This window comes from Palleronia caenipelagi (genome assembly GCF_007004065.1).
Taxonomy (GTDB): Bacteria; Pseudomonadota; Alphaproteobacteria; order Rhodobacterales; family Rhodobacteraceae; genus Palleronia; species Palleronia caenipelagi.
In genome coordinates this window covers 1-23,388 of record NZ_VFSV01000046.1, presented here as the reverse complement: position 1 = coordinate 23,388, position 23,388 = coordinate 1, and the positions used below count along the sequence as shown (strand labels likewise).

The window sequence follows — 23,388 nt, the reverse complement described above, 5'->3', positions numbered from 1 at the left end:
CGACACGCGCGACGTTCCGAAACGTTCAGTTCTGCACGAACACGATCAATGCAGGTACGGCGACGAGCGGGGCTCAGAAGTTTCCCTTTGCGGCCTCCGCCAGGATCAGCTTGTCCAGGGTCAGATCCGAAACAGCCTTGCGTAGCCGCTCATTCTCTTTCTGAAGACGCTTTAGTTCCTTCAATTGGTCCGTGCCCATTCCACCGTACTTTTTCTTCCAGCGGTAGAACGTCTGTTCAGTCACGCCGATCTGGCGGATCGCATCCAGACGCGGCATCCCTTGCCCCGTCAGAACCTCACCCTGCCGTAACTTCGTAACAATCTCTTCCGGCTTTGGTCGCTTGTTTGCCATCTGTTTCCTCCGTTTTCCTAAACATAGCGGAGGACCACTTCAGTGGGGGAAGACCACTTCCTCGAGGCTGTCGGCGACGGCCCGGCACTTCAGGCGCCATTTGCGCAGGAAGGCCTTTCGGCGCTTCTCGATCTCGGCTGCGGTGTCGGCACAGATCATGTCGCGATAGTCCGTTGTCAACTCGTCATTGAGGTGCTTCGGGGCGTGGGCCAGAAGGTTGCGATGCTTATGAACGAGCGTGTTGCATAGATCAAACTCGGGGCGCATTTTCCCATTTCCCCCGCCGGTTCAGATGACACGCTCGTAGGCCGCGCGACCGAGGTCGATCATTCGGTTCAGTGCGTTGACGGCGATCACGGTTTCAAGTTTTTGGCTCTCCATATTTCGGCCTCGTAGCGCGGGCCCGATCACCTGCTTGTAGCGATCGATCTGGGCTTCGACACGGGAGCGCTGACCGTAGCCGGTCGTCTTTTGCCATGCCATGCGACCGTGGTCGGCGTTCATCTGGATATGGACATTGCGGATCGCGCAATCGCCCGGGACGGCCTTGCCCGGTGGGGGAATAACCAACTCCACATCCGGCCCGAAGACATCTCGGATCATCGCCGCCGCCGGCGCGCTATCATAGGCGCCATCGCCGATGAAACAGCAGACAAAGTCCGCCACCTGAGCCAGCAGCTCAGGCAGCGCGCCGGGATCGCCGACATGCTCGGTGGTCAGGCTGGACGTGACGATGTGACCGCTCTCGGGGTTGAGACCGATATGAAGTTTGCGCCATGTTTTCCAGGACTTCGACAGCCCGTTCTTCTCGGCCATCCAATCGCGACCGCCGTGGATCCGAAGCCCATTCGCCATGGTCGCTCGAACCGACGGCGCGACATGGCTCATTGTCCACGATGAGCGTGATCGGGTTGCCCATCGGTTTCCGGCCCGGCGCGATGTTCAACGATGGGGCGCGGCGGCAGAGCGTCGAGAAATCCGGCACGGGCAAGTCAACCCTCATGAGCCGCAAAAGACTTCGAACGGAGCCCTGCGTTTGCCGAAGCGCCAGTCCGAACACGACGCGCAAGGTCAGGCAGGCCTCGATCGCCAGATCCTAATAGCGTTTCTGCGCACCGCGCTTGCCAGAGGGCGGTGGGGTCCATCTGGCCATCGCGTCTTCGCTGAGCCAGATCGCCACGTCACCGCGCTGGCGGAGACTCTCGTTGTATCCGGCCCAATTCGTAACCCGGTACTTCGCCTTCGTAAACTTGTCCCGTCGTCATGCGTTGTGCTTGAATGGCATTGGGTGTCCTGTCGTCAGACCGACTGCCTGCTAAGCCGTGAGCCGAATTCATGCAACACGCTCAGCCAGATCTATATTATGAGCTCAGGGATAGAGCAGCCGTTTGCAGCTTCCAGCGATGCGCCCTAACACGACGGCGGCCAGCAGGCCGTTTCCGGACAGATATCCTCTATCTCTGCTGCCGGACACACCACAAGCCGCACCGCCGCCCGCAAAAAGGTTTTGGATCAGCGCGCCGCTACGGGTCAGCACCCGCGCCGTTTTGTCAACACGCAGCCCACCCTGTGTGTGAAACAGCCCACCGGTAACGCGTACTCCACAATAGGATGGTGACAAAGAAGACGCGCCGAAGCAACGGCCAAACTCATCCGTGCCCCCCGCCGGGATATTGGAGAGGGTTTCAGTTAATGCGTCAGCTGGCAGCCCAAGCTTATCAGCCAGCCCCTCCGGCGTAGCAGCGGATTTTATCGCACCTTGTTCCTCAGCACGCTTGAAATCTTCGAATTGTCGCGCAATGTCCGCGATCCGCGCGTCGAATATGGTAAAGGCCACTCCACCCGGTTGCGCCAGTACCGCGCGAGCGGCCTCGGAATAGCCCTGGGCCTCGTTCCAGAAACGTTTGCCCATCCGGTTCACCTGCACCCCGCCTTCGGTGATCGTGGCCCAGGTAATGAGGATGCCGTGGGGATAGGCCACGTTCCCGTGGCCCTGATACGCCCCAAGGTACTGGGTCGCAGCGCCAATCTGGTCGGCCCAGATCACTGCGTCACCCCGGTTTCCATCATGGCCAAACCAAAGACCGCTTTCTATCTCGGGCATATGCTGCGCTACCAGCGCGCGGTTGCCGCCAAAACCGTTGCAAGCAAGGATCAGGCGCTTGCACCCGATGGTTTCCATCCGGCCATCGGGGCGGCGCGCAGCGATGCCATGCACCAGGTCGTCCGAAAAAAACAGCGTCTCGGCCCGAAGGTTACACACGATGTCGATACCCGTGAGTTCTGCAGCGTTCCGAAGCGCGTTGATCAGCTCAGCGCCAGAACGTGTCGGCAGCCCATGCATGCGATGTCTGGAATGGCCCGGGTAATCAAAATCATCAACGACCGAGAACACCAGGCCATGAACCTCCATGAGAAAGTCAATCACCGGGGCTGCATTTTGCGTCAACAGGTCGACCAGCGCCTGTTCGTTCTCGCCATGCGCTTTGGCTTGAATATCGGCGGCAAACCGTGCCGGGCTGTCGTCGATGCCGGCCGCCTGTTGCAGCTTCGTCCCCGCTGCCGGGATGAGACCCGCCGAAAGCGCAGTTGAACCTGACGGCACGGCATCGGCCTCAATCACCAAAACGTCCTGGCCGGCCTCCGTGGCCGAGAGCGCTGCGATCAGGCCACAGGCACCCGCGCCTATTATAAGGGTCTCCACCTCAAGATCGAACCCGTCGGGCGGGCGGTCAACTTTTGGAGCCATCATACCGGGCGCCCGTTGTCAGTATCTCATCTGTTCCGATCACGGCGTTGAGACCGTTAAAGTCAAACATTCGCTCGGCGAAAGGTTTGTTCGAACCGTGTTGCGCAAGGCTCTGGTAATAGTCCTGAGCAGTTTTCGCCAGAGCGCGCACAATGCCGCCGGGAAAGATGACGATGGAAAATCCCAGAGATTCAAGATCCCCAGCCCTGGTGATGGGGGTCGCCCCGCCCTCGACCATGTTGGCCAACAGCGGAACCCGCGGCGCAAACCGCCTGGCAATCGTTTCAAGCTGGTCCCGGTTTTGCGGTGCCTCAACAAACAGAACATCTGCACCCGCCTCCAGATAAGCCCCAGCCCGGTCTTCAGCAGCAGCAAAGCCCTCGACGGCGATTGCATCAGTGCGTGCAATGATCAGTGTTTCATCGGTGGCACGGGCATCGGCCATCGCGGTGATCTTACCCACCATTTCAGAGGCCGGGATGAGGGATTTGTCCGCCAGATGCCCACAGCGCTTCGGATAGGTCTGATCCTCCACCTGCAATGCAGAGGCCCCCGCCCGTTCGTAAAGCCGCATAGTGCGCTGGGCATTGAGCGCGTTGCCAAAACCAGTGTCGGCATCAATGATTACCGGAAGCTCACTACGATCCGCAATAAGCATCATCGTGTCGGCCATCTCGGAGGCAGTGGTGAGTCCAATGTCGGGGCGGCCCAGCCGCGTATAGGCGACCGCTGCACCGCTCAGATAAAGCGCCTCGAACCCGGCAGCTTCGGCGAGAGACGCAGTGAGCCCATCATAGACACCGGGTGCGACTAAGATTTCGTCCTTCTGCAGACGTGTCCGGAGGCTCATGCGGTATCCTCGATCATAGCCAGCGCTTCGGCGCAGCTCATCTGATGGGTCACGGTGCCCAGCGACAGCAACGTGGCATCATGCACGTCTTGCCGGAACGCGGCACAGCCATCGGTGAGCATGACCGTCTCGATATTGCGCAGATGGGCGTCCCTCAGCGTCGAGGCCACCCCTCCGTTGGTGACGATCCCTCCGACGATGAGATGTTCAATGCCGACGGCCCGCATCAAGTATTCGAGTCGTGTCTGATAGAAGGCCGAATAGGCGACCTTTTCTATCACAAAATCCGCAGGATGCAGGACATCCACGAGCGTATGCCCGAAGGTTCCGGGCGCAAAATCACCCTTGCCCAGAAAGGGGCGCAGTTCTTTGAGGTGCGGCGCGATCAATGGTTCCCCGTCCTTGTCGGGCACGAGCGTGAACTGCGCCGAGAAATAGCGCCCGCCTTTCGCCTGAAGTGCCCGCGCGAGCGGGGCGATGCGCTCGGGCAATGCCGCAATGCTCTCTGCGGTTTGACCCGCACGGCCATAGGCGCCCTCGGGGTGGATGAAATCATTTTGCAGATCGATCGTCAGAAGCGCGGTGCGCGAGATGTTCCAGGTGCCCGGATTGCTCATGATGCTTCCCCCAGAGGTTCAATGATGGTGTTTCCAAATGAGTCGACGCGGCATTGAAGCTCAGGCTCGATGAGAACAGTGGTGTCGGGCTGCGTCAGGATTGCAGGGCCCTTGATGAGAGTCCCCACGGGTAAAGTGAGCCGGTCGTAGATTGCCGTGTCATACCATGCGTCAGAGAAATGAACCTGCCTTTGGCCAATGGGATCGGCGGAGACTGCGCCAGAAGGGGCCAGAGTGCTCAGGTCAAATTTGGGTCGCTTGCCAATCACCGCGCTGCGCAGGTTCAGGATGCGCCGCACACCGTTCTGCAAGAGTCGGCCAAAAGTTCCACGATATGCGTTATCAAAAGCCGCCTCGATCTCAGCGCGCGTCGGCGGGATAACTTTGCCGGCCGACGTTGTGACGGACAGGGGCACCGGCACGGTATGGGTTTGCCCGACATAGGCCATATCAAGTTCAAAACTCAGCTCGCGGGCTTCGAACTCGGTCCGCGCGTCATCCAGCAACGACATGCCACGGTCCGCGTGATCCTGCATGAATGCCGCGAGCGCCTTTTCATCCACGGAGTCAACCAGAGAGTTGATCGTTTGCACGAAATCCTGACGCATATCCGCGATCACACAGCCCATGGCCGATGTGACTCCGGGATAGCGCGGCACAATAGCCCGGGCGATGCCGACTTCGGCCATCATGGCGCCCGCATGAAGTGCCCCCCCGCCGCCAAAGGGCATGAAGGCGAATCTTTTGGGGTCGAAGCCCCGTTCGATGCTGACAAGGCGGATCGCGCCCGCCATGCGGCTGTTGGCAACTTTCAGAATGGCCTCTGCAGCGGCCACGGTGGAGAGGCCCAATTGCCGTCCGACATGGACGTCAATCGCCTGGCCCGCAGCCTCTACATCCAACCGTTTCAGCTTGCCCCCAATGGGGTTCTCCGGGTCGATCCGGCCCAGTACCACGTTCGCATCCGTCACGGTTGGTCGGGTGTTGCCGAGGCCATAGGCAACCGGGCCAGGATTGCTGCCCGCGCTTTCGGGACCGATATTCAGTAGTCCCCCCTTGTCGACCCAGGCAATGGAGCCACCGCCGGCGCCGATGGTCGTGATCTCGATCATCGGGCTCCTTACCACCATCCCGAAATCAATCGACGTCTGCGGTGACAGCATCGATTGCCCCTCGGCAATGAGTGAGACATCGAAGCTTGTCCCGCCCATATCACCGGTGATGATATTCTCAAACCCGGCTGAGGAGGCGATATAGCCTGCTGCGATAACGCCAGCCGCAGGGCCCGAGAGCGCCGTGCGAACCGGCACGCGACAGGCCGTGTCGACTGCCATGACACCGCCATTGGATTGTACTACCATGAACTCACCATCGAACCCACCCGCTTTGAGTGCACGTTCGAGCCGCCCCAGATAGCCCGACACCTCGGGCTGCAAATAGGCGTTGAGGGCGGTGGTTGAGAAGCGTTCAAATTCCCTGATTTCGGGCAGGATCTCGGATGAGGCGGACACATGCTCGTTGTGCCAAACCTCGCGGAGCATAGCGACGGCTTCATCTTCGTTGGTGGTGTTGGCGTAGGAATTTGCAAACAAGACCGCCACACATTCGCACCCCTGCGCTTGCAGCATCTTTGCAGCCGCGCGGACCGCGTCAAGATCCACCGGGGTGCGTGCTGTGCCGTCAGCCAGCGTTCTTTCCGGGACTTCCAGCCGGTTGCATCGGTCCACAACGGGTTCGAAATCTCCGCGCAATCCCCATGTGCGCGGTCTGTCGCGGCGGCGCATTTCCAACACGTCACGCAGCCCTTCGGTGCAGATCACCCCGGTTTTTGCGCCCTTCCGTTCGAGCAGCGCGTTGGTCCCCGCCGTCGTGCCATGGACCACCACGGCAATCTCAGATAAGTCCTGAACTTCGCGCCCAATCCCGTCGAGGAAGCCACCTGATTGATCGGGACGCGTTGTTGGAACCTTTGCGACGCTTGCCGTACCATCGGCTTCGTTCAGCACAAAGACGTCAGTGAACGTGCCCCCGACATCGACGCCGATCATTCTGCTGTTCATGCCGAGCCCTCCCGCCATCGTGTCCCGTAGAGGACATCTGCTTGCGCTTCGCTGACCAGTCCTCGGGCTACATCGCGGGCTACCGACCTTGCGCTGCGCTCAGCCGCCGGACCATAACCGCCACCGCCTGGCGTTTCGAGACGCACGGACTGGCCTGCTCTGAGCTTGATGCCGCGCATCTTCGAGGCCAGCGGCGGCTTTTGCCAGCCATCATCCTGTTCAAACTCAAAGACGTTCCTGGCTGCGTCGCCCCCGCCCGCGATGCCTTTGGGCGCAAATCGCCCGCGCTCGCCAAAGAGAAAGGCCTCGGCCCCGTTTTCCTCCAGCACTTCGATCTCATAGATTGCGCCAAGACCACCGCGGTGCGCCCCTGCGCCGGCACTGTCCGGACGCAAGGCCCACTTTCGGAACATCACCGGATAAGCGGCCTCCAGGATCTCCAGCGGTGGAATTGTGGCTGTCGATATGGGCGCATTGCCGTGGTTTAGCCCGTCCGTCTCGACCGAACCGCCATGCCCGCCCCCATAGAAAGAAAACATCACCCATGGTTGGCCGTTCTGACGCTTACCCGCAATCGAGAGCGCGTTGATCGTACCATAGGCATTGGCCACAACGCGGTCCGGCGCCGCCTGCGCAAAGGCGGAGAAAACAACGTCGATCATGCGCAGGATGGTTTCGGTGTAGCCGCCCGTGGGCGCCGGAAATTGAGCTGCCAATAGGCTTCCTTCCGGGACGGTCACATCGATGGGGCGCATCACCCCCGCATTTGCGGGGAGTGCCGGGAAGACGTGTTTGATCGCCACATAAGCCGTTGCGACCGCCGTCGGCAGGGCGATGTTCACAGGACCTGCGCATTGCGGCGATGACCCAGTGAAATCGAGCGCCAGTCGATCACCATTGATTTTCAGCGCGATCCGGATCTTCAGCGGGTCATCTGTGATGCCATCGTTGTCGAGAAAATCTTCCGCTTCCCAACGGCCATCTGGCAGATCGGCCAGTTCCGACCGCATCAGCGCTTCGGCGCGGTGACCGAGCGCTTCGAGCGCCGCAGAAATCGTGTCAGCGCCATATTCATCCAGCAGCTCGTCCATCCGTTTTATGCCCAGATCAAGGGCGCCGAGCTGGCCGTTGAGATCACCCATTACCGATTGCGGAAGTCGAGTGTTGCGCAGCAGGATGTCGATGATGTCCTGATTGAGTTCGCCTTTGCGGGCAAGTTTCACCGGAGGCAGATTGAAGGCCTCCTGAAACACATCCGTCGCCCCTGGATTGTAATTGCCGGGCACTGCACCTCCAACATCGTGCCAATGCCCCACCGAAGCGAGGTAGCAAAACAGTTTGCCATCGCGGAAATAGGGTCGCACGAGACGCATATCTGACAGATGCGTGCCGCCGATGTGAGCATCATTGAAGATATAGATGTCTCCATCTGCCAGATCGCCATCCCTCGCGGCCTTCTCGATCACGGCTTTTACCGCAAAGGACATGACGCCTACAAAGATGGGTAGGCCCGATTTGCCCTGCACCAGGGTGTCGCCCGACACCGCGTGGTAAAGTCCATGACTGGCGTCATGTGCCTCGGCGATGATTGGATTGAAAGCCGCCCGAAACAGGGTTGCGTCCATCTCATCCGCGATCTGCTCCATTCGGCCCGCAAGGACTGAAAGGGTGATGGGGTCAATCTCGCTCATGCGTTCGTCTTCACTTCAGCCATATCGTTCCAGACCTCCTGTTTGGTGATCTTGCCATCGGTGATCTCAAACCGGTCGATAAACCGAATGCCGCCAAATCTCCGCCTGTCGTGGTATTCGCCCTGCAGCGTACCTCGGCAATAAACGATCGCGGCGGCGCCCGATCCCTGCATTGCGTCGAAGCCCTCATAGGTCTTGGTTACGAACTTGTAGCGCGGCTTCGACCACTCAATGAGCTCTTCGAGACTGTGCATGGGTGCAGTTCCCGGGAAAGTCATGGTGAAACCGCCGCCCAGCATGGCGCGCGCCTTCTCGAGGTCGCGGTCCTCCATCGCAGTCAGGTAATCTTTGACGATTTCTACCGGGTCGGCGCGGGCGGGTGCAGGGATGCGCTGCTCGCCGCCTCTATAATAGTTGTCCGCTGGAATATCGTGGATCAGCACTGTCACCAACTCAGGAGCAGCAGGCACAACGAATCGCACTGCATTCGTCAGGGCTGTTCCAAGCTTTTGTTTTTCCTCGGGGTTGTAACCCTCTAGGACATGCAGCTCGACCAGTGGCATGATCCTCTCCCCTCGCTCACCTGTCTTATTCGTAATACATATATGGTATCTTTCCAGTAGAAAAATTTTGTACCTAAAGAAGACTAGTTGTTGCTTTTGGAGGAGACGCATTTACCTTCGTCTCAGGAAGATGGGGGAATCATCAGTGCAGGTCGAAACTGTTCAGACACTGCCGGAGGGAGCAAAAGCGCGGCGCGTTTATCTGTCTTTGCGCGATCAGATCAGCCGAGGAGATCTGCGCGATGGTGCGACCTTGCCCGGAGAGCAAAGGCTTGCCGAGACATTCGCAGTCAGTCGCGTCACCATCCGTCGCGCGCTCGCAGCTTTGTCAAAAGAGGGCCTGATCGAGCGTCGGACGGGCAGCGGCACCACAATTCGTTCGCGCGCCGTCAGCGGTCAGCGTGCGGCAATGGATTTCAACACGCTCATGCCGCAGCTCGTTGAAATGGGTCAGCAGACGACTGCACGACTCCTGTCATTTTCCTATGGCTCGCCTCCCGATTTCGTGGCGTCTGCCATGGGGCTGAGAGGTGACAGCAAGGTCCAGATCGCCACCCGCGTTCGCCAGGCGGGGGGGGTGCCGTTTTCTCACCTCACGACCTATGTGCCTGCCAGAATTGCTGAAAATTATTCTGAAAATGATCTGGCGACCACGCCGCTGTTCAAGCTTCTGGAGCGCAGCGGGGTGCAAATTGACGAAGCACACCAATCCGTGAGCGCGACGCTCGCCGGCCCCGACGTCGCCGAAACGCTTGAGGTGGATGTTGGGTCGGCTCTGCTGTCACTACGGCGGGTTGTGCGCGACGTGAATGGAAATGGGGTTGAATACCTCGCCGGGCTGTATCGGCCCGATATGTTTCGGCTAGAGATGCCGTTGGCGCGGGTTGGGCAAGGCGCCGCACGCCATTGGGAACCAGCCATCGGCCGCAGCGAGGGTGTGGGCTGATGAGACCCCCGCAGACCATGCTGGATAAGTTGTGGGCGGCGCATGAGGTCACGCGACGCGAAGATGGCGTTTCATTGCTATGGGTTGACCGGCATTTGGTGCACGAAGGTTCACATCATGCATTCGCCAAGATCAGCGAACGCGATTTACCCGTGGCTGAGCCCGGCCTGACATTTGCGGTCGTGGACCACTATGCACCTACACGAAACCGATCAAAGATCGACGCCCCCCAGATCGCCCGGATGATCGACACTCTGCGGGACAATGCTGCTGCGCATGGGCTACGTCTGTATGATCTGGACGACCCGCGGCAGGGAATTGTGCATGTTGTCGGACCCGAAGAGGGCCTGACCCTGCCGGGTCTCCTGATCAATTGCGGTGACAGCCACACATCAACCCATGGTGCATTTGGCACCCTCGCCTTTGGGATTGGCGCAACCGAAGTCGCCCACGTTCTGGCGACCCAGACAGTCTGGCAACGAAAACCCAGATCCATGCGCATATCAGTCGAAGGCACTCTCGGTGCCGGAGTCACGGCGAAGGATATCGCACTTGGCTGGATCGCCAGACTGGGCACAGACGGAGCGCAGGGTCATGCAGTTGAATATGCGGGCAGTGCGATCCGGGGCCTCTCGATGGAAGGGCGCATGACGCTCTGCAACCTGTCGATCGAAGGCGGGGCGCGGTTTGGCATGGTGGCACCAGACGAGACAACTCTCGCGTATCTAAAGGGACGTCGGTTTGCGCCCAAAGGTGCCGAATGGCAGGCAGCCTGCGTCAGTTGGGCTTCACTGGCCAGCGATGCCGGCGCGAGGTTTGACCGTGAGGTGACCCTTGATGCCAGCGAGATCTCTCCCACTGTCACCTGGGGTACAAGCCCCGAACAGGCGCTGCCAATACGTACTCCTATTCCCGATCCCGCAAGCCTACCGCCCCACAAGGCTGAAGCCGCTCGCGCGGCGCTTGAGTATATGGGGCTTAAAACTGGGGATATGCTGGAAGGTACGCCCGTCGATCAGGTTTTTATTGGCTCATGTACCAACGGGCGGATAGAGGATCTGCGTGCCGCCGCAGCCGTCCTGAAGGGGCGCAAAGCCAGGGTTCCAGGACTGATCTCGCCAGGCTCCGCCAGGGTCAAAGCCCAGGCCGAGGCCGAAGGGCTGGACCGCATCTTCATCGAGGCTGGTCTCGATTGGGTCGCCTCAGGCTGCTCCATGTGCGTCGGCATGAACGGCGATCTCGTTGGCGAGGGCAAGCGCTGTGCTTCATCCACCAATCGCAATTTCAAAGGGCGTCAGGGGCGTGGAGCGCGGACACATCTGATGAGCCCCGCCATGGTCGCAGCCGCAGCCGTGACAGGTGAATTGACCGATGTCCGGCCGCTGCTCGTGGGACGGGTCACCTGATGGCGGGGTGGCACACACATCAGGGTCAGGCAATTTGCCTGCCGGTCGCGAATGTCGACACCGATCAATTGATCCCAGCCCGTTTCATGTCGGTGTCGCGCGCTGACGGCTACGGCGATTACTTGCTCTACGACATGCGACGTGATGCGACGGGCGCGCTGCGTGCCGACTTCCCGCTGAATGCTCATCCCGGGGCCAGCGTAATCTTGGCCGGACGAAATTTCGGGAGCGGGTCTTCGCGGGAGGCGGCGGTTTATGCGCTTGTGGATGCCGGGATCCGTGCGGTCATCGCCCCAAGCTTCGGCGACATATTCGCCGCCAACGCTGTGAACAATGGTCTGTTGCCTGCAAAAGTCGATGACGAGGGCTATGCTGCGGTTGAAGCGGCGGTCGCAAAGGATCCGCAAAGCATCACAATCGATCTCGACGCCCGTCGTCTGACTATTGACGCTGCCACTATTCACTTCACGATCGACGATAGCTGGGCATTGAAGTTGAAAAATGGCTGGGATGATATCGATTTGACGCGAAACTACTGCGAAGCCATCGCGGCCTTCAAAGTCAATCGAAGCCAGACCGCTACGTGGGCATGGCCGGCAGAGGTGGAGTGAGAAGGTCCGCACCATGCGGCAGTCGCCGCCGGAAAGGGCCCCGCTGAACAGGGCGCATAATTAGAAAAGCAGTGGAGGAGGACAAAATGAAAATGAAGCTACTGGGAAGCCTGCTTGCAGGAGCCACGCTTGTGGCGGGTACGGTCAAGGCCGAGGAAACACTCTCGGCGGTGCATGCGTTCCCGGAGACGCTGATCTACACGAAGAGCTTCCTGAGCTTCGTCGAAAAGGTCAACGAGGCAGGCAAAGGCGTGGTCCAGATTGATGTGCGGGGTGGCCCAGAGGCGATCGGCATGTTCCAGCAGCCCGACGCAGTCCGCGACGGGATTGTTGACATGGTGTATACACCGGGCTCTTTCTATGGCGGCGCACTCCCTGAGAAAGACGCCATGGTGGCGTCGAATCTGACGGCGGTTGAGACCCGTGAAAACGGTGGCATCGCTTTGATCGACGAGATCCATCAGGAAAAGATGGGTCTGAAATACCTTGGTTGGTTCGACAGTGGCGTCTGCTACAACCTGTGGACCCGCAACGAGCCGACATTCGATGCCGATGGCAACCTTGAGGTCGAAGGCCTCAAACTACGCGGCAACAACGTATATAACGCGTTCTTCACCAACTATCTCGGCGCTCAGGTAATCGACCTGCCGACCGGCGAGGTCTACTCTGCGCTGCAAAGGGGTGTCGTAGACGCAACCGGCTGGACTCAAATTGGTCTGATCGATCTGAAATGGAACGAATTCCTGAACTACCGGATCGAACCGTGCTTCTTCTCGACCGACTTGGGTGTGATCGTAAACAATGAAAAGTGGAACTCGCTTTCGGATGAGGCCCGCACGATCCTCCAGGATGTGGCCATTCAGCACGAGAAAGACAGCGTGATGGCGCTGCGCACCAAGCGGGACGAAGACTTTGCTGCGCTCGACGAGGCCGGCATGACGGTCGTGTCTCTCGAAGGCGAGGCCAAGGCCAACTATCTCGCCGCCGCCCGCGAGACCACCTGGGCGCGGATGAAAGAGGTGATGTCCGGTCAGCCCGGTGGGGCGGATAACTACGACCGCCTGATCGAGCTGTTCTACGACCTCGAGGCCGCCAAGTAAGCCTTACGGCAGACCCGCCCGGTCGGGGTGGGTCTGTTCGTTCTTCGGAGCCAGGTGAGATGATCAACACAGCCTATAAGGCACTGCTCTATGGCATGGCCACCATCTCGGGCCTGACGCTGGTGTGGATCATGCTGTCGGTTGTCCTGTCCGTGGTGATGCGAAATCTTGGCCTGCAGCCCTTTGCGTGGCTGTTTACCTCAGCCGAATACGGACTTCTCTACATGACAATGCTCGGGGCACCGTGGCTGGTGCGGGAAAAGGGCCATGTCCACATCGAATTGCTTACAGCAGCCCTGCCCGATGCGCCCCGTCACCTGTTGAGCCGAGGGGTCGCTGCCATCTGCGTGCTCGTCTGCGCGCTCCTCGCGTGGAAAGGTCTCGAGCTGGTGATGACAAATATCGAGCGCGGTGATTTCGATACTCGCGCCTATTATTATCCGCGCTGGCTTCTCACAATCGCTTTTCCGCTGTCGTTCGGCCTGATGGCCGTGGAATTCTCGCGCTTTGTCTTTGGTCAGGAGCTGATGCATAGCGGCGAAGCAGGGATACACGAATAATGGAATGGTACGAGGCACTCGCCTTGTTGCTTGGCACGATCATGTTTCTCATGGCGGTCGGGATGCCGATTGCATTGGCCTTTCTGGCGGCAAATATCGTCGGTGCGTGGGTGTTCATGGGTGGTGAGCGGGGCGTGACTCAGCTCTTGAACAATGGTCTTGGCTCTCTGACCAAATACGCCCTGATGCCCATTCCGCTCTTTTTGCTGATGGGTGAGATTTTCTTTCACACCGGCTTAGGCGGGCGTATGTTTACCGCGATCGACAAGCTTCTGGGGCGGCTGGCAGGACGGCTGAGCTACGTCACGGTCCTCGGTGGCACGGCCTTTTCGACGCTCTCGGGCTCGTCTATGGGGTCAACGGCCCTGCTGGGCTCCCTTATGGTGCCCGAAATGAGCCGCCGGGGCTACAAATCGCACATGAGCATTGGCCCAATACTCGGCACTGGTGGCCTTGCGATCATCATTCCCCCATCAGCTCTTGCGGTACTGTTAGCAACGCTGGCGCAAATCGATGTGGCTGCACTGCTGATCGCCGGGGTTGTGCCGGGTCTCATTCTGGCTGGGTTCTACATCGCAACGATCTGGCTCCAGACCCGGATTGATCCGACCGCTGCCCCGGCCTACGATGTCGAGCGCATGTCTTTCCCGGCGAAGCTGGGCTTGCTGCTGCGCGAAGTTGTGCCGATGGTCAGCGTGATGATCATCATTATCGCATTGATGATCCGAGGGTTCGTCACCCCGTCCGAAGCCGCCGCATTCGGAGCACTCGGTGTCCTTATCTTGGCGGCGCTCTTCCGTTGCCTGACATGGAAAGCGATGAAAAAATCGGTGATCGGTGCGCTCAGAGTCACGATCATGGCTTATCTGATCGTCTTCGGCTCTGCCACATTTAGCCAGCTTCTGGCGTTTTCCGGGGCCTCGCGCGGGCTCGTCAATTGGGCCATCAGCTTCGACCTCGCGCCATTGGCCATGCTGCTTGTCATGTTTGCTGTCCTGCTACTGCTTGGCATGTTCATGGAGCAGATCTCGATCATGCTTTTGACCGTCCCGATCTTCTTTCCGCTGGCACATACGCTCGGCTTTGACCCGGTCTGGTTTGCGCTCATCATGCTCTTGTCTCTTGAAATCAGCTTCACGACACCTCCTTTCGGATTACTCCTATTTGTCATGAAAGGGGTGGCGCCTGCGGGAACAACCATGCGCGAGATCTACACTTCGGCTTTTCCATTCATCTTCTGCTCGCTCTTATTGGTGACATTATTGATCGCATTTCCGCAAATTGCACTCTGGTTGCCATCGCTATGAGCCGGCCTCCGCCACCAGTCCCGTCCGAAAGCGGCCTTCTTCAGGTGAGGTGCTGAGAAGGTCACTAGGTTTTGATCAGCCCGACTTGAGTGATCCAATTTGATTATTACGATCATGACCGGCTGTGATGATATGACCGTCCCCCGATGGCATCGGTGTGCCAAGGAGCTATTTAGAAAGCAGCGCGCATGACATGACCGGGGTGGGGAGCGATCACACATCAGGCTCGAGTCCCGCAGCAAAGCGGCAAACAGACGTCATCTACGCTTGGGCTTTCCGATAGATCGTGTGCTCTGACGTGTAGAACTGGATAACGGAAGGTCCGTTTGATCCACCGACGCCGAGACCGCTGTCCTTTACCCCGACAAAGGGCAGATGATTTTCGGGGAAGGTCCCGGCGTTCACATGCAGCATCCCGCTTTCACTGCGGTCCAGAAATGCATCGATAACTGGCGTGCGTTCGGAATAGAGGCTTGAGGTCAGCCCGTAGGCCGTCGCGTTGGCAATCTCCAGCGCCTCGTCAATCGTCTTATAGGTCAGGACGGATAGCACCGGACCGAATACCTCGTCGCGTGCCACTTCCATCTGCGGTGTCACATCCGCCAGAATCGTCGCGGGGTAGAAAAATCCTCCTCCTGGCATCTCGACCGGGGCACCGCCCGCAGCGACTGCCGCACCTTCGTTACGAGCCCTGGAAACGAACCCGTCCACTTCCGATAGGTGCCCGGCGCTGGAAAGCGGGCCAAACTGGGTGTCGCGCTCAGCTCCGTCCCCGAGGCGTAGCGCATCAGCCCGGCGCGCGAGTCCGGCGACCACCTCGCTGACAAGCTCTTGCTGTACAATGACCCGGCTGATCGCCGTGCAGCGCTGACCACAAATGGCGAAGGCCGCGCGGAAGATCTGATCGAGCACCGCATCAAGGTCGGTGGCGTCATTGATGATAACCGGGTTCTTACCGCCAAGTTCCAGACTGACCTCGGCAAGATGCCCCGCCGCCGCCACGGCCACGCGCTTACCTGTCGCCACTGACCCGGTGAAGGTCACGGCATTAATTCCGTCGTGTTCGCAGAGTGTCTGCCCCAGAGCACCGTTTCCGATCGCGAGGCCGAGAAGATCATCAGGCAGTATGCCCTCCGCGATCTCCGCCATCAAGCGCACGGCCCCAGGAGCGATGGAGGCAGGCTTGAGGATCATGGCATTGCCGTAGAGGAGACAGGGGATCAGTTTGCGGACTGGTGTGCCAAAGGGGAAATTCCATGGCGTGATGCCCAGAACCACGCCTCTGGGGCGACGGATCGTGTAGGCCGTCACGCCCCGGCCTTCGGACGGAAACACCTCCCCAATCGGTGCGCCGGCACGGTCGACGACAGCGTGTCCTTCGGCGATAGATTTCATCACTTCGCCCCGGCTTTCCGCGTGAATTTTTCCCATCTCCTGCGTGATCGACTGCACGAGCTCGTCCGCGCGCGCCTCAAGGGCGTGAAGATAGCGTCGCAGAGCCTTGCCCCGCTCAGGCTGCGGAACCTCGCGCCAGAGCCGTTGAGCGGTCCGGGCGCGGTCGACAAGCGTATCGATCTCCGAGGGCGATGTCTCGGGGTGGCGCGCGACGATGGTTTCGGGTTGGGCGGGATTGCGGATGTCCAGGGTCATGGGGGCCTCGAAGAGTTTGCGGAGAAGGGTGTGTCAGGATGTTTGCTTCAGCAGCTGGGCCGCTTTTTCGGCGATCATGAAAGTGGCGGCGTTGGTATTCGCGGAGGTGATTTTGGGCATGACTGAGGCATCAACCACCCGCAGGCCGGACACTCCATTCACACGGAGCGTCGGATCAACAACGGCGCTGTCATCGGTCCCCATCCGGCAAGTGCCCACCAGATGGTAAACGGTCGTCGCGCCCTTGCGGATCGCGGTAAGGATCTCATCGTCGGTCTGCACCCCGCCGCCGGGCACCACCTCACGGGACCAGCGGTTGCGGAACGCGGGCTGGGCAAAGATCTCGCGCACGATCTTGATCCCCTCGACGAGCACATCCCGGTCTTTCTGGGTGCTCAGGTAGTTCGGGCGGATCTGCGGATCGGCCGCAGGGTCCGTTGAGGCAATGCGGATCGAGCCGCGACTTTCGGGGTGGCATTGCCAAACCGAGGTCGTGAAACCGGAATAGCGGTGCAGCGGCTTGCCGGGCTTATCGACCGAGAGCGGCATGACAAAGAGCTGGATATCGGGGCGCCGGCCCTTGGCGTGGGAGGTGCAGGCCCCACCGCCATACTGCCCCGCCCCAACGGTCAGGGGCCCCTTGGATCCAATCAACCAGTCAAGCCCCATCCGGGCCAGTCGGATCGGGTCACGCACATGATCATTAAGCGAGTCATGTGTGTCGGTCAGCTCCACGATTGAGCGCATCTGGAGATGGTCCTGAAGATTTTCGCCCACTTCGGGCGCGTCGTGACGAGGGACGATGCCCATGGCGCGCAGATGATCTGCTGGACCGATGCCTGCCAGTTGGAGAATCTGCGGCGTCTGCACCGCACCTGCGCTCAGGATCACTTCGCGGTCGGCGTGAACGGTGATGATCTGTCCACCTTGGGCGTATTCAACGCCAGTCACCCGGTTCCCCTCAAACACCAGCCGCGTCACGCGGGCACGCAGCTGAACCGTGAGATTGGGGCGAGCCATGGCGGGTTTCAGGAAGGCTGTTGCGGCACTGTCCCGAAACCTCCCGCGGAGGGTCAGCTGGTAACGTCCGACCCCGTAGCTGCTTTCACCGTTCAGGTCGTAATTGTCCGGCAAGCCCCATTCACGGGCGGCATTGAGCCAGTCTTCGCAGGCAGGGTTGGTCATCCGCAAATCGGAGACCTGCAACGGGCCATGGGCACCGCGATATTGGGACGGTGGCCCGCTATAGGTCTCCAAGCTGCGGAAATGAGGCAATACGTCACGATACCCCCAGCCCTCGGCCCCCAGCGCCTCCCAGTCGTCGAAGTCTTCGGCCTGGCCGCGAATATAGATCAGGCCGTTGATCGAGCTTGATCCACCGAGTACCCGGCCGCGTGGGCAATCCATCTGGCGACCGTCAATCCCATCGTCGGGCTCGCTGCGATAGAGATGCGATACGCGGCTGTTATAGATCGATTTGTAATAGCCAACCGGCAGCTTCAGCCAGAGGCCCCGGTCAGGACCACCCGCCTCCAGCACGAGAACGCTGCATGCCGGGTCTTCGGTCAGGCGGCTCGCAAGGGTCGCGCCCGCCGTTCCGGAGCCCACGATAATGTAGTCGAAGCCGTCCATCTTGTCCTTCTTGTGTTGTTACGCACCTGCGTGGCAGAGGAGCGTGGTTCAAACGAGACTGAGTACGAACAGCGACAGTCCCGGAAAGATGACCACCAGCAACAGCACCGCCATCAGAATGAAGATGAAGGGCCAGGTCTCTTTCAGGATCGAGGCGTAGCTTGCGCCCGACACCTGTTGCACGATGAACAGGTTGAGCCCGAACGGTGGAGTCAGCAGCCCGATCATCAGAGTCAGCACCGCCACGATTCCGAAATGGATAATGTCAATCCCCGATGCCATAGCCACGGGCAGAAAGACCGGCACGGCGATGGTCAGGATAGCGATCAGCTCCATGAACATTCCCATGACGAGCAGGATCAGCACGATGATCAGCAACACGATTGTTGGGTTGGAGGAGATGTCCCCCATCCAACCCTGAACGACCTGTGGGATCTGTTGGGTGGAGACAAGCCAGCCAAAGATGCTGGCCGATGCCACGATCAGCATGATGGACGCGGTGGACCGTGCGCCCTCACGGAAACTCCCGATCACCGTGGCGAAGGTCATAGAGCGGTGCACCACCAGTCCGAGAAACAGGGAATAGACTACGGCGGCGCCAGCGGCCTCGGTCGGGCTCATGATGCCGCCCCAAATGCCACCCAGAATGATGATCGGTAGAAGCAGCGACGGGATCGCAGAGACGAAAGCCCGGCCGATCTCGCCAAACCCGGCGAAGGCCTCATCCCGTGGGAAGTTTCGTCGCTTTGCGATAACCGCGATATAGGCCATCATCGCAAGTCCCATGATCACGCCAGGGACGAAGCCCGCGAGAAACAGGTCACCTATCGCAGCGCCGGAGATGACGCCGTAGATCACGATGGGCACCGACGGCGGGATGACGGGCCCGATGGTCGACGACGCCGCCGTCACCGCAGCCGAAAACCCCGGATCGTAGCCCTGTGCCTTCATGGCGCGGATCTCGATGGCGCCCAGACCCGCTGCGTCGGCCACCGCAGAGCCCGACATGCCTGAGAACAGCATCGATGCTGCGATATTCACATGGCCCAGACCCCCATGGATCCGCCCCAATATCACATTGGCCAGCCGAAAGATCCGCTCGGTTGCGCCCGAATGATTCATGATCTCGGCGGCGAGGATAAAGAGCGGGATAGCCAGCAACGGAAAGCTGTCCAGCGCATTGGCCAGGCGCTGAGATACGATCAACAGGGGCAGCTTTCCCTCCCAGAGAACCAGCGCGAGGCTCGACAGAAGCAGGGAAAAGGCAACCGGAACGCCAGCCAGCAGCAGGAACAGCAATCCGCCCACAAGGATCAGGGTCGCCATGGTTCAACCCCTCTTCGCTTGTGGGTAAGTGCCGGGGATCAGACGCCCGCAAGTGAGGAGCACGCCCAGATTGATCGCGGTCGCCACGATCATCAGGATGGATCCAGCAAGCACTGGCCAGTACATCCAGGCGGTAGAGATCCGCGTCGCCGGACGCTGCATGTTTTCGACCACCGGGATAATCTGCCAGGTGCCCCACGCGATGACGGCGAGAACCGAAATGCATAACACCATGCGGATTACGTCAAGAATTCTGTCGATGGCTTCTGGCACACCGAACGTATTGCGCAGATCCACAGCGATATGGCCATGGCGGGCGGAAATCTCCGCGCTGCCGATGAAGACCAGATAGATGAAGAAAAGCCGGGCGAGCTCATCGGACCAGGTCAGGGACTGGCCGGTCAGAACGCGCATTGCGATCTGTCCGGCCACGAGCGCCAGAATGAGGGCGAGGGCGATCCCCCCAAGGAAGATCGCCGCCGCGCCGATGGCTTTGGACAGCCTTTGCACAGGTTACTTCCACTCTGCCTTCAGGCTCTCGACCAACTCGGGTGAGTAGCCGACGATCTCGACGATGGTGTCGAAATTAGAACGGAAATGCTCTTTCCAGGCATCCACATCCACATCGGCAATCGCCACGCCTTCAGCTGCCATCTTCTCTTCGGCCTCGGCGATCTGGGCGGCGACCTGCTCATTATGCCAATCAGTGACTTCATCGAGCGCCTGCGCAATGGCGGCGCGCTGATCTTCGGTCAACGATTGGTAGACCGTCTCGGAGATCATCACACCCGTTTCTTCATAGTTGTGATTGGTCCGAGTCAGGTGATTGGCAATGGTATGATACTTGTTACCATAGAGCCAGTTCGAGGCTTGTTCAGTGGATTCCACAATGCCCTGTTGAAGCCCAGTGAAGGTCTCCGAGAGCGGCATCGGTGTCGCAGCAGCGCCGGCCAGTTTGAAATTTTCGATCCAGCTTTCCTGTGGAGGCACGCGGATTTTCAGGCCTTCGAGGTCCTCGATGGTGGCAACCTCGCGGGTCGCGATAAAATTCCGTGGTCCGCGATCCCAGTTCTGGGCCAGAACACGGATCCCGTGATTGGCGACGAGATCCTCTGCCATTCCCTTGAACGCGTCGCTCTGGTGCATGGCCCGCGCCTGCTCCTGGTCGTTAAAGACGTAGAGCGTCCCGGAGATCCAGAAATCCGTCTCGAAGGTGCCCAACCAGGTGGTGGCACCGACGAACATTTCAACAGTGCCGAGTTTCAGCCCAGACAGCATATCATTGGCAAAACCAAGCTGTGCGGCGGGGTAGACCTCCATCTTCACCTCACCATCGGTCAGCTCCGCCACACGGTCTGCCACCCGCTGGGTCGCCACCACGTCAATATGGGCGGGCGGGTCGATAAGCCCCACTTTCAGCACGGTTTCGGACAGAGCCGGACTGGCAACGGCGAGACCGCTAGCCGCAATAAGGGCAAATGCGCCGAGGTTCTTCTGATACGTCATGCTTGGTTCCTCCCATGAAAGTTGCTGCAAAGGGCCCGGGCACAGCCAGTTTGGCGCACCTTCCGACCCTTTGGTCGGTTCGCTGGGGCGGCATCCCCGTCCCACCTTGATTTGGCTGTCAGCCCGTCGCGCGTTACGGCGGCGAAAGATCCATCTCCAGCCGCACCACATCTCCCCGATATGTCACATCCGCCAGATAGATGACCTGTCCCGCCGGATCGCAGATCGTGCGCCGTACGACCACAACCGGCGCCGCAATCGGAACGTCCAACAGCTTGGCCATCTCGGGGTCGGCTACGTCAAAACGAAGGGTTTGGCGGACCGTCCCGATCTCGACATCATCCATCTGAGCGAGAATCGGCACCACAACCTTTTCGCGAAACTCCCGAGGCCTGCGGATATATATTTCGGCCGATAAATGTATCCCGATCACACAGAAGGGTTCGCCAGCCCGCGAATGCACCCTTCTCAAATATTTGTAAGCGCTGAGCGCCTGACCTTCTTCGGGATGAAGCTCTGGCATACGGTCCGCCGACTCGGTGACCAGCCTTTGCACCTCCAGGGCATCAAAGAAGGTTACCAATCCATCCCAATCCGAAGGCAACCGCAGCCAGCGCAGATCACGGCTTTTGGCCAGCACAATGGTCCCGACGCCTTGCCGACGCGCGACGATCCCCTCTTGCTCCAGGTGTGCAAGCGCCTGACGCACTGTTTCTGGCGCGGCTTCATACGCTCTGGAGAGGAGTTGGATCGAGGGCAAAGAGGTTCCCGTGTCGAATTCAGCCGCATCAATCCGAGCGCGGAGAGCCGATGCGATTTGCACATATCGCTGCATTCCACGCGCCTTTTTATCCGAGCTGCTCACCTGACTCATTCTCCCAATTCTTGTGATAGACCTTGTCACATAGTTTTATAGGTGTCTATACTAATTTTAAGCAACCCCCCACGGGTTTCAGATGGTAGCCTCATTTCAAGGGCACTCAGGAGGACAATCCGCTGACATGACCTGTGAAATTTCGAAAATCGATGTCTGGACATATCGGGTTCCCATAGAGAATCCCGTGATCACTTCTTTCGGTGCCATGCACAGCAGGCCTGCTGTCTTTCTCCGGCTGGAGGATCGCGACGGGTGTTTTGGTTGGGGGGAAATCTTTGCCAATTGGCCCGCCGCAGGAGCCGAGCATCGGGCCCGCCTCCTCATCGAGGACGTCTCAGATCTCGTTCTCGGCTACCCGCTCGAACATTCGGCGGCGCTCCGCACCCATTTGACGGAACGCACGCATATCCGTGCTTTGCAATGTGGCGAATGGGGGCCGTTCGCCCATGTGATTTCTGGGCTCGACATCGCCATCCACGATCTGTTCGCGCGCCGTTCGGGATTACCACTGGCGCGCTATCTAATGCCAGGCGCAGCGATGTCGGTGCCCACCTATGCCAGTGGCATACATATCCGTGATGCAGACAAGATGATCGAGGGGAGCCGCGAACACGGCTACGCCGCCTTTAAGGTCAAGGTCGGGTTCAACCTCGAGAGCGATAGCCGTGCCGTCATCGAGCTATGCAAGTCGTTGGGCCAGTCAGAGCGCCTCTTTGCCGACGCCAATCAGGGATGGTATGCGGATGAAGCTATCACGTTTCTTCGCGCTCTCGACGGCGCGCCCTTGGGATGGCTGGAAGAGCCTCTTCCTGCCGACGCGCCGATTGCAGACTGGCACCGAACGGCCGAGGTGAGCCAGATCCCGCTCGCCGGGGGCGAAAACATCGCGGGTTCGGCAGAATTCACCGCTGCGATCACGTCGGGAATATTCGGTGTCATTCAACCCGATGTTGCGAAATGGGGTGGGCTGTCAGGCTGCCGCGAGGTTGCAATCCGCACCATGGGTCAAGGCCGCCTCTACTGCCCCCATTTTCTGGGGGGCGGGATTGGTCTCGCGGCATCAGCAGCCGTTCTCGCATCGGTCGGAGGGGGAGGCCTTCTGGAGGTGGACGCCAATCCAAACCCCCTTCGCGAAGCCTTTGGGCTTTGGAATGAGGGTGAGAGCCGGGGACATCTATTGCTCCGGGATAAGCCCGGCCTCGGCATCCTGAAACTTCCGGAACAGCTAAAAAAATACGAAACCCTTTATGCGACAACAGCTTCGATCTGAAGTCGCGATGTGTAAACGGCGGAGCAATACTCGGCCACGGTAGCGGCGGCATTGTGCGGTCGCGGGCGGCGTAAAAGTCGTCGACTTTCGCCCTTTCGGTATTCGGGAGGGCTTGGGGATATTCACCGTGGATTTGTATTTGAAGGTGCGTCAGGCTCATTTTCAGGACGGTTTGAGCGGGCGCCAGATTGCCCGGGGTTTTTGGGATCAGCCGGGACAGTGTTGCGAAGATGCTGGCCTGTTCGGAACCGCCGGGGTATCGGCGGACGGCGCCGATCCGACGGCCCAGGCTGGATGCTTTCATTGGTCAGATCG

General features: G+C 59.6%; 20 protein-coding genes and 4 pseudogenes. 8 read left to right on the top strand and 16 right to left on the bottom strand.

Annotation, left to right across the window (positions count from 1 at the left end):
* The 10 genes and pseudogenes from FEV53_RS16855 to FEV53_RS16815 all read right to left on the bottom strand — a co-directional run.
* A pseudogene (locus FEV53_RS16855) lies at nt 1–352 on the bottom strand (transposase); the annotation flags it as partial.
* 57 nt (nt 353–409) lie between these two features.
* Nucleotides 410–586: pseudogene (locus tag FEV53_RS16850) on the bottom strand (IS256 family transposase); the annotation flags it as partial.
* Between the two features lie 54 nt (nt 587–640).
* Entirely contained in the window at nt 641–1,207 is a 567-nt protein-coding gene (locus tag FEV53_RS21630; RefSeq protein ID WP_246100865.1) for a transposase, read from the bottom strand.
* A 91-nt stretch (nt 1,208–1,298) separates the two neighbouring features.
* Nucleotides 1,299–1,412 (bottom strand): annotated as a pseudogene (locus FEV53_RS22180) (transposase); the annotation flags it as partial.
* Nucleotides 1,413–1,721: 309 nt separating this feature from the next.
* On the bottom strand, nt 1,722–3,104 hold the full coding sequence (locus FEV53_RS16840) for an FAD-dependent oxidoreductase (RefSeq protein WP_142835935.1): 1,383 nt from the start codon (nt 3,102–3,104) through the stop codon (nt 1,722–1,724).
* A complete protein-coding gene (locus FEV53_RS16835; protein ID WP_142835934.1) occupies nt 3,085–3,951 on the bottom strand; it encodes an isocitrate lyase/PEP mutase family protein in 867 nt (288 codons plus the stop codon). The genes FEV53_RS16840 and FEV53_RS16835 overlap by 20 nt, the downstream gene beginning before the upstream one ends.
* Nucleotides 3,948–4,568 carry a cysteine hydrolase family protein gene (locus FEV53_RS16830; RefSeq protein ID WP_142835933.1) on the bottom strand — a complete coding sequence of 207 codons (621 nt, stop codon included), beginning with the start codon at nt 4,566–4,568 and terminating at the stop codon, nt 3,948–3,950. Before FEV53_RS16830 ends, FEV53_RS16835 begins: the two co-directional genes overlap by 4 nt.
* The gene (locus tag FEV53_RS16825) at nt 4,565–6,628 is read right to left on the bottom strand and encodes a hydantoinase/oxoprolinase family protein (RefSeq protein WP_142835932.1); all 2,064 of its coding nucleotides are present in this window, start codon (nt 6,626–6,628) and stop codon (nt 4,565–4,567) included. The genes FEV53_RS16830 and FEV53_RS16825 overlap by 4 nt, the downstream gene beginning before the upstream one ends.
* Nucleotides 6,625–8,319: a hydantoinase B/oxoprolinase family protein gene (locus FEV53_RS16820; protein WP_142835931.1), complete on the bottom strand. Its 1,695-nt coding sequence runs from the start codon at nt 8,317–8,319 to the stop codon at nt 6,625–6,627. Before FEV53_RS16820 ends, FEV53_RS16825 begins: the two co-directional genes overlap by 4 nt.
* Nucleotides 8,316–8,882, bottom strand: coding sequence for a tautomerase family protein (locus tag FEV53_RS16815; protein ID WP_142835930.1), 567 nt, complete (start codon nt 8,880–8,882; stop codon nt 8,316–8,318). The genes FEV53_RS16820 and FEV53_RS16815 overlap by 4 nt, the downstream gene beginning before the upstream one ends.
* Nucleotides 8,883–9,012: 130 nt before the next feature.
* Between FEV53_RS16815 and FEV53_RS16810 the strand changes: the two genes are divergently transcribed.
* From FEV53_RS16810 to FEV53_RS16785, 6 genes are all read left to right on the top strand, one after another.
* On the top strand, nt 9,013–9,828 hold the full coding sequence (locus FEV53_RS16810; protein ID WP_142835937.1) for a GntR family transcriptional regulator: 816 nt from the start codon (nt 9,013–9,015) through the stop codon (nt 9,826–9,828).
* Nucleotides 9,828–11,234: a 3-isopropylmalate dehydratase large subunit gene (gene leuC, locus FEV53_RS16805; RefSeq protein WP_142835929.1), complete on the top strand. Its 1,407-nt coding sequence runs from the start codon at nt 9,828–9,830 to the stop codon at nt 11,232–11,234. The genes FEV53_RS16810 and leuC overlap by 1 nt, the downstream gene beginning before the upstream one ends.
* Nucleotides 11,234–11,845 (top strand): 3-isopropylmalate dehydratase small subunit, encoded by a 612-nt coding sequence (gene leuD, locus FEV53_RS16800; protein ID WP_142835928.1) that lies wholly within the window; start codon nt 11,234–11,236, stop codon nt 11,843–11,845. The genes leuC and leuD overlap by 1 nt, the downstream gene beginning before the upstream one ends.
* An 86-nt stretch (nt 11,846–11,931) precedes the next feature.
* Nucleotides 11,932–12,945 (top strand): TRAP transporter substrate-binding protein DctP, encoded by a 1,014-nt coding sequence (gene dctP, locus FEV53_RS16795; RefSeq protein WP_142835927.1) that lies wholly within the window; start codon nt 11,932–11,934, stop codon nt 12,943–12,945.
* Nucleotides 12,946–13,004: 59 nt separating this feature from the next.
* Nucleotides 13,005–13,505 carry a TRAP transporter small permease gene (locus tag FEV53_RS16790; RefSeq protein WP_246100863.1) on the top strand — a complete coding sequence of 167 codons (501 nt, stop codon included), beginning with the start codon at nt 13,005–13,007 and terminating at the stop codon, nt 13,503–13,505.
* Complete coding sequence (locus FEV53_RS16785) at nt 13,505–14,812, top strand: TRAP transporter large permease (protein WP_142835926.1); 1,308 nt, start codon at nt 13,505–13,507, stop codon at nt 14,810–14,812. The genes FEV53_RS16790 and FEV53_RS16785 overlap by 1 nt, the downstream gene beginning before the upstream one ends.
* 261 nt (nt 14,813–15,073) lie before the next feature.
* Here FEV53_RS16785 and FEV53_RS16780 read toward each other — a convergent pair whose 3' ends face one another.
* From FEV53_RS16780 to FEV53_RS16755, 6 genes are all read right to left on the bottom strand, one after another.
* On the bottom strand, nt 15,074–16,462 hold the full coding sequence (locus FEV53_RS16780) for an aldehyde dehydrogenase family protein (protein WP_142835925.1): 1,389 nt from the start codon (nt 16,460–16,462) through the stop codon (nt 15,074–15,076).
* A gap of 33 nt (nt 16,463–16,495) precedes the next feature.
* Nucleotides 16,496–18,094, bottom strand: a complete 1,599-nt coding sequence (locus tag FEV53_RS16775; protein ID WP_142835924.1) for a GMC family oxidoreductase — start codon at nt 18,092–18,094, stop codon at nt 16,496–16,498.
* 48 nt (nt 18,095–18,142) lie between these two features.
* Nucleotides 18,143–19,420 (bottom strand): TRAP transporter large permease, encoded by a 1,278-nt coding sequence (locus FEV53_RS16770; protein WP_142835923.1) that lies wholly within the window; start codon nt 19,418–19,420, stop codon nt 18,143–18,145.
* A gap of 3 nt (nt 19,421–19,423) precedes the next feature.
* Nucleotides 19,424–19,930: a TRAP transporter small permease gene (locus tag FEV53_RS16765; RefSeq protein WP_142835922.1), complete on the bottom strand. Its 507-nt coding sequence runs from the start codon at nt 19,928–19,930 to the stop codon at nt 19,424–19,426.
* A gap of 3 nt (nt 19,931–19,933) precedes the next feature.
* Nucleotides 19,934–20,926 (bottom strand): TRAP transporter substrate-binding protein, encoded by a 993-nt coding sequence (locus tag FEV53_RS16760; RefSeq protein ID WP_185962277.1) that lies wholly within the window; start codon nt 20,924–20,926, stop codon nt 19,934–19,936.
* Nucleotides 20,927–21,059: 133 nt separating this feature from the next.
* The gene (locus FEV53_RS16755; protein ID WP_221931645.1) at nt 21,060–21,761 is read right to left on the bottom strand and encodes a GntR family transcriptional regulator; all 702 of its coding nucleotides are present in this window, start codon (nt 21,759–21,761) and stop codon (nt 21,060–21,062) included.
* A 121-nt stretch (nt 21,762–21,882) separates the two neighbouring features.
* Here FEV53_RS16755 and FEV53_RS16750 point away from each other — a divergent pair, with 121 nt between their 5' ends.
* Both FEV53_RS16750 and FEV53_RS21295 read left to right on the top strand, forming a co-directional pair.
* The gene (locus FEV53_RS16750) at nt 21,883–23,073 is read left to right on the top strand and encodes a mandelate racemase/muconate lactonizing enzyme family protein (protein WP_342778308.1); all 1,191 of its coding nucleotides are present in this window, start codon (nt 21,883–21,885) and stop codon (nt 23,071–23,073) included.
* 127 nt (nt 23,074–23,200) lie between these two features.
* Nucleotides 23,201–23,388 (top strand): annotated as a pseudogene (locus tag FEV53_RS21295) (IS21 family transposase); the annotation flags it as partial.

Bases quoted from the DNA above. Each gene is read 5' to 3' on its own strand.
- FEV53_RS16840 (WP_142835935.1), bottom strand. From the start codon at position 3,104: ATGATGGCTCCAAAAGTTGACCGCCCGCCCGACGGGTTCGATCTTGAG.
- FEV53_RS16835 (WP_142835934.1), bottom strand. From the start codon at position 3,951: ATGAGCCTCCGGACACGTCTGCAGAAGGACGAAATCTTAGTCGCACCC.
- FEV53_RS16780 (WP_142835925.1), bottom strand. From the start codon at position 16,462: ATGACCCTGGACATCCGCAATCCCGCCCAACCCGAAACCATCGTCGCG.
- leuD (WP_142835928.1), top strand. From the start codon at position 11,234: ATGGCGGGGTGGCACACACATCAGGGTCAGGCAATTTGCCTGCCGGTC.
- FEV53_RS16760 (WP_185962277.1), bottom strand. From the start codon at position 20,926: ATGACGTATCAGAAGAACCTCGGCGCATTTGCCCTTATTGCGGCTAGC.
- leuC (WP_142835929.1), top strand. From the start codon at position 9,828: ATGAGACCCCCGCAGACCATGCTGGATAAGTTGTGGGCGGCGCATGAG.
- FEV53_RS16770 (WP_142835923.1), bottom strand. From the start codon at position 19,420: ATGGCGACCCTGATCCTTGTGGGCGGATTGCTGTTCCTGCTGCTGGCT.
- FEV53_RS16825 (WP_142835932.1), bottom strand. From the start codon at position 6,628: ATGAACAGCAGAATGATCGGCGTCGATGTCGGGGGCACGTTCACTGAC.
- FEV53_RS16790 (WP_246100863.1), top strand. From the start codon at position 13,005: ATGATCAACACAGCCTATAAGGCACTGCTCTATGGCATGGCCACCATC.
- FEV53_RS16785 (WP_142835926.1), top strand. From the start codon at position 13,505: ATGGAATGGTACGAGGCACTCGCCTTGTTGCTTGGCACGATCATGTTT.
- FEV53_RS21630 (WP_246100865.1), bottom strand. From the start codon at position 1,207: ATGGCGAATGGGCTTCGGATCCACGGCGGTCGCGATTGGATGGCCGAG.
- FEV53_RS16755 (WP_221931645.1), bottom strand. From the start codon at position 21,761: ATGCAGCGATATGTGCAAATCGCATCGGCTCTCCGCGCTCGGATTGAT.
- FEV53_RS16775 (WP_142835924.1), bottom strand. From the start codon at position 18,094: ATGGACGGCTTCGACTACATTATCGTGGGCTCCGGAACGGCGGGCGCG.
- FEV53_RS16750 (WP_342778308.1), top strand. From the start codon at position 21,883: ATGGTAGCCTCATTTCAAGGGCACTCAGGAGGACAATCCGCTGACATG.
- FEV53_RS16830 (WP_142835933.1), bottom strand. From the start codon at position 4,568: ATGAGCAATCCGGGCACCTGGAACATCTCGCGCACCGCGCTTCTGACG.
- FEV53_RS16820 (WP_142835931.1), bottom strand. From the start codon at position 8,319: ATGAGCGAGATTGACCCCATCACCCTTTCAGTCCTTGCGGGCCGAATG.
- FEV53_RS16810 (WP_142835937.1), top strand. From the start codon at position 9,013: ATGGGGGAATCATCAGTGCAGGTCGAAACTGTTCAGACACTGCCGGAG.
- FEV53_RS16815 (WP_142835930.1), bottom strand. From the start codon at position 8,882: ATGCCACTGGTCGAGCTGCATGTCCTAGAGGGTTACAACCCCGAGGAA.
- dctP (WP_142835927.1), top strand. From the start codon at position 11,932: ATGAAAATGAAGCTACTGGGAAGCCTGCTTGCAGGAGCCACGCTTGTG.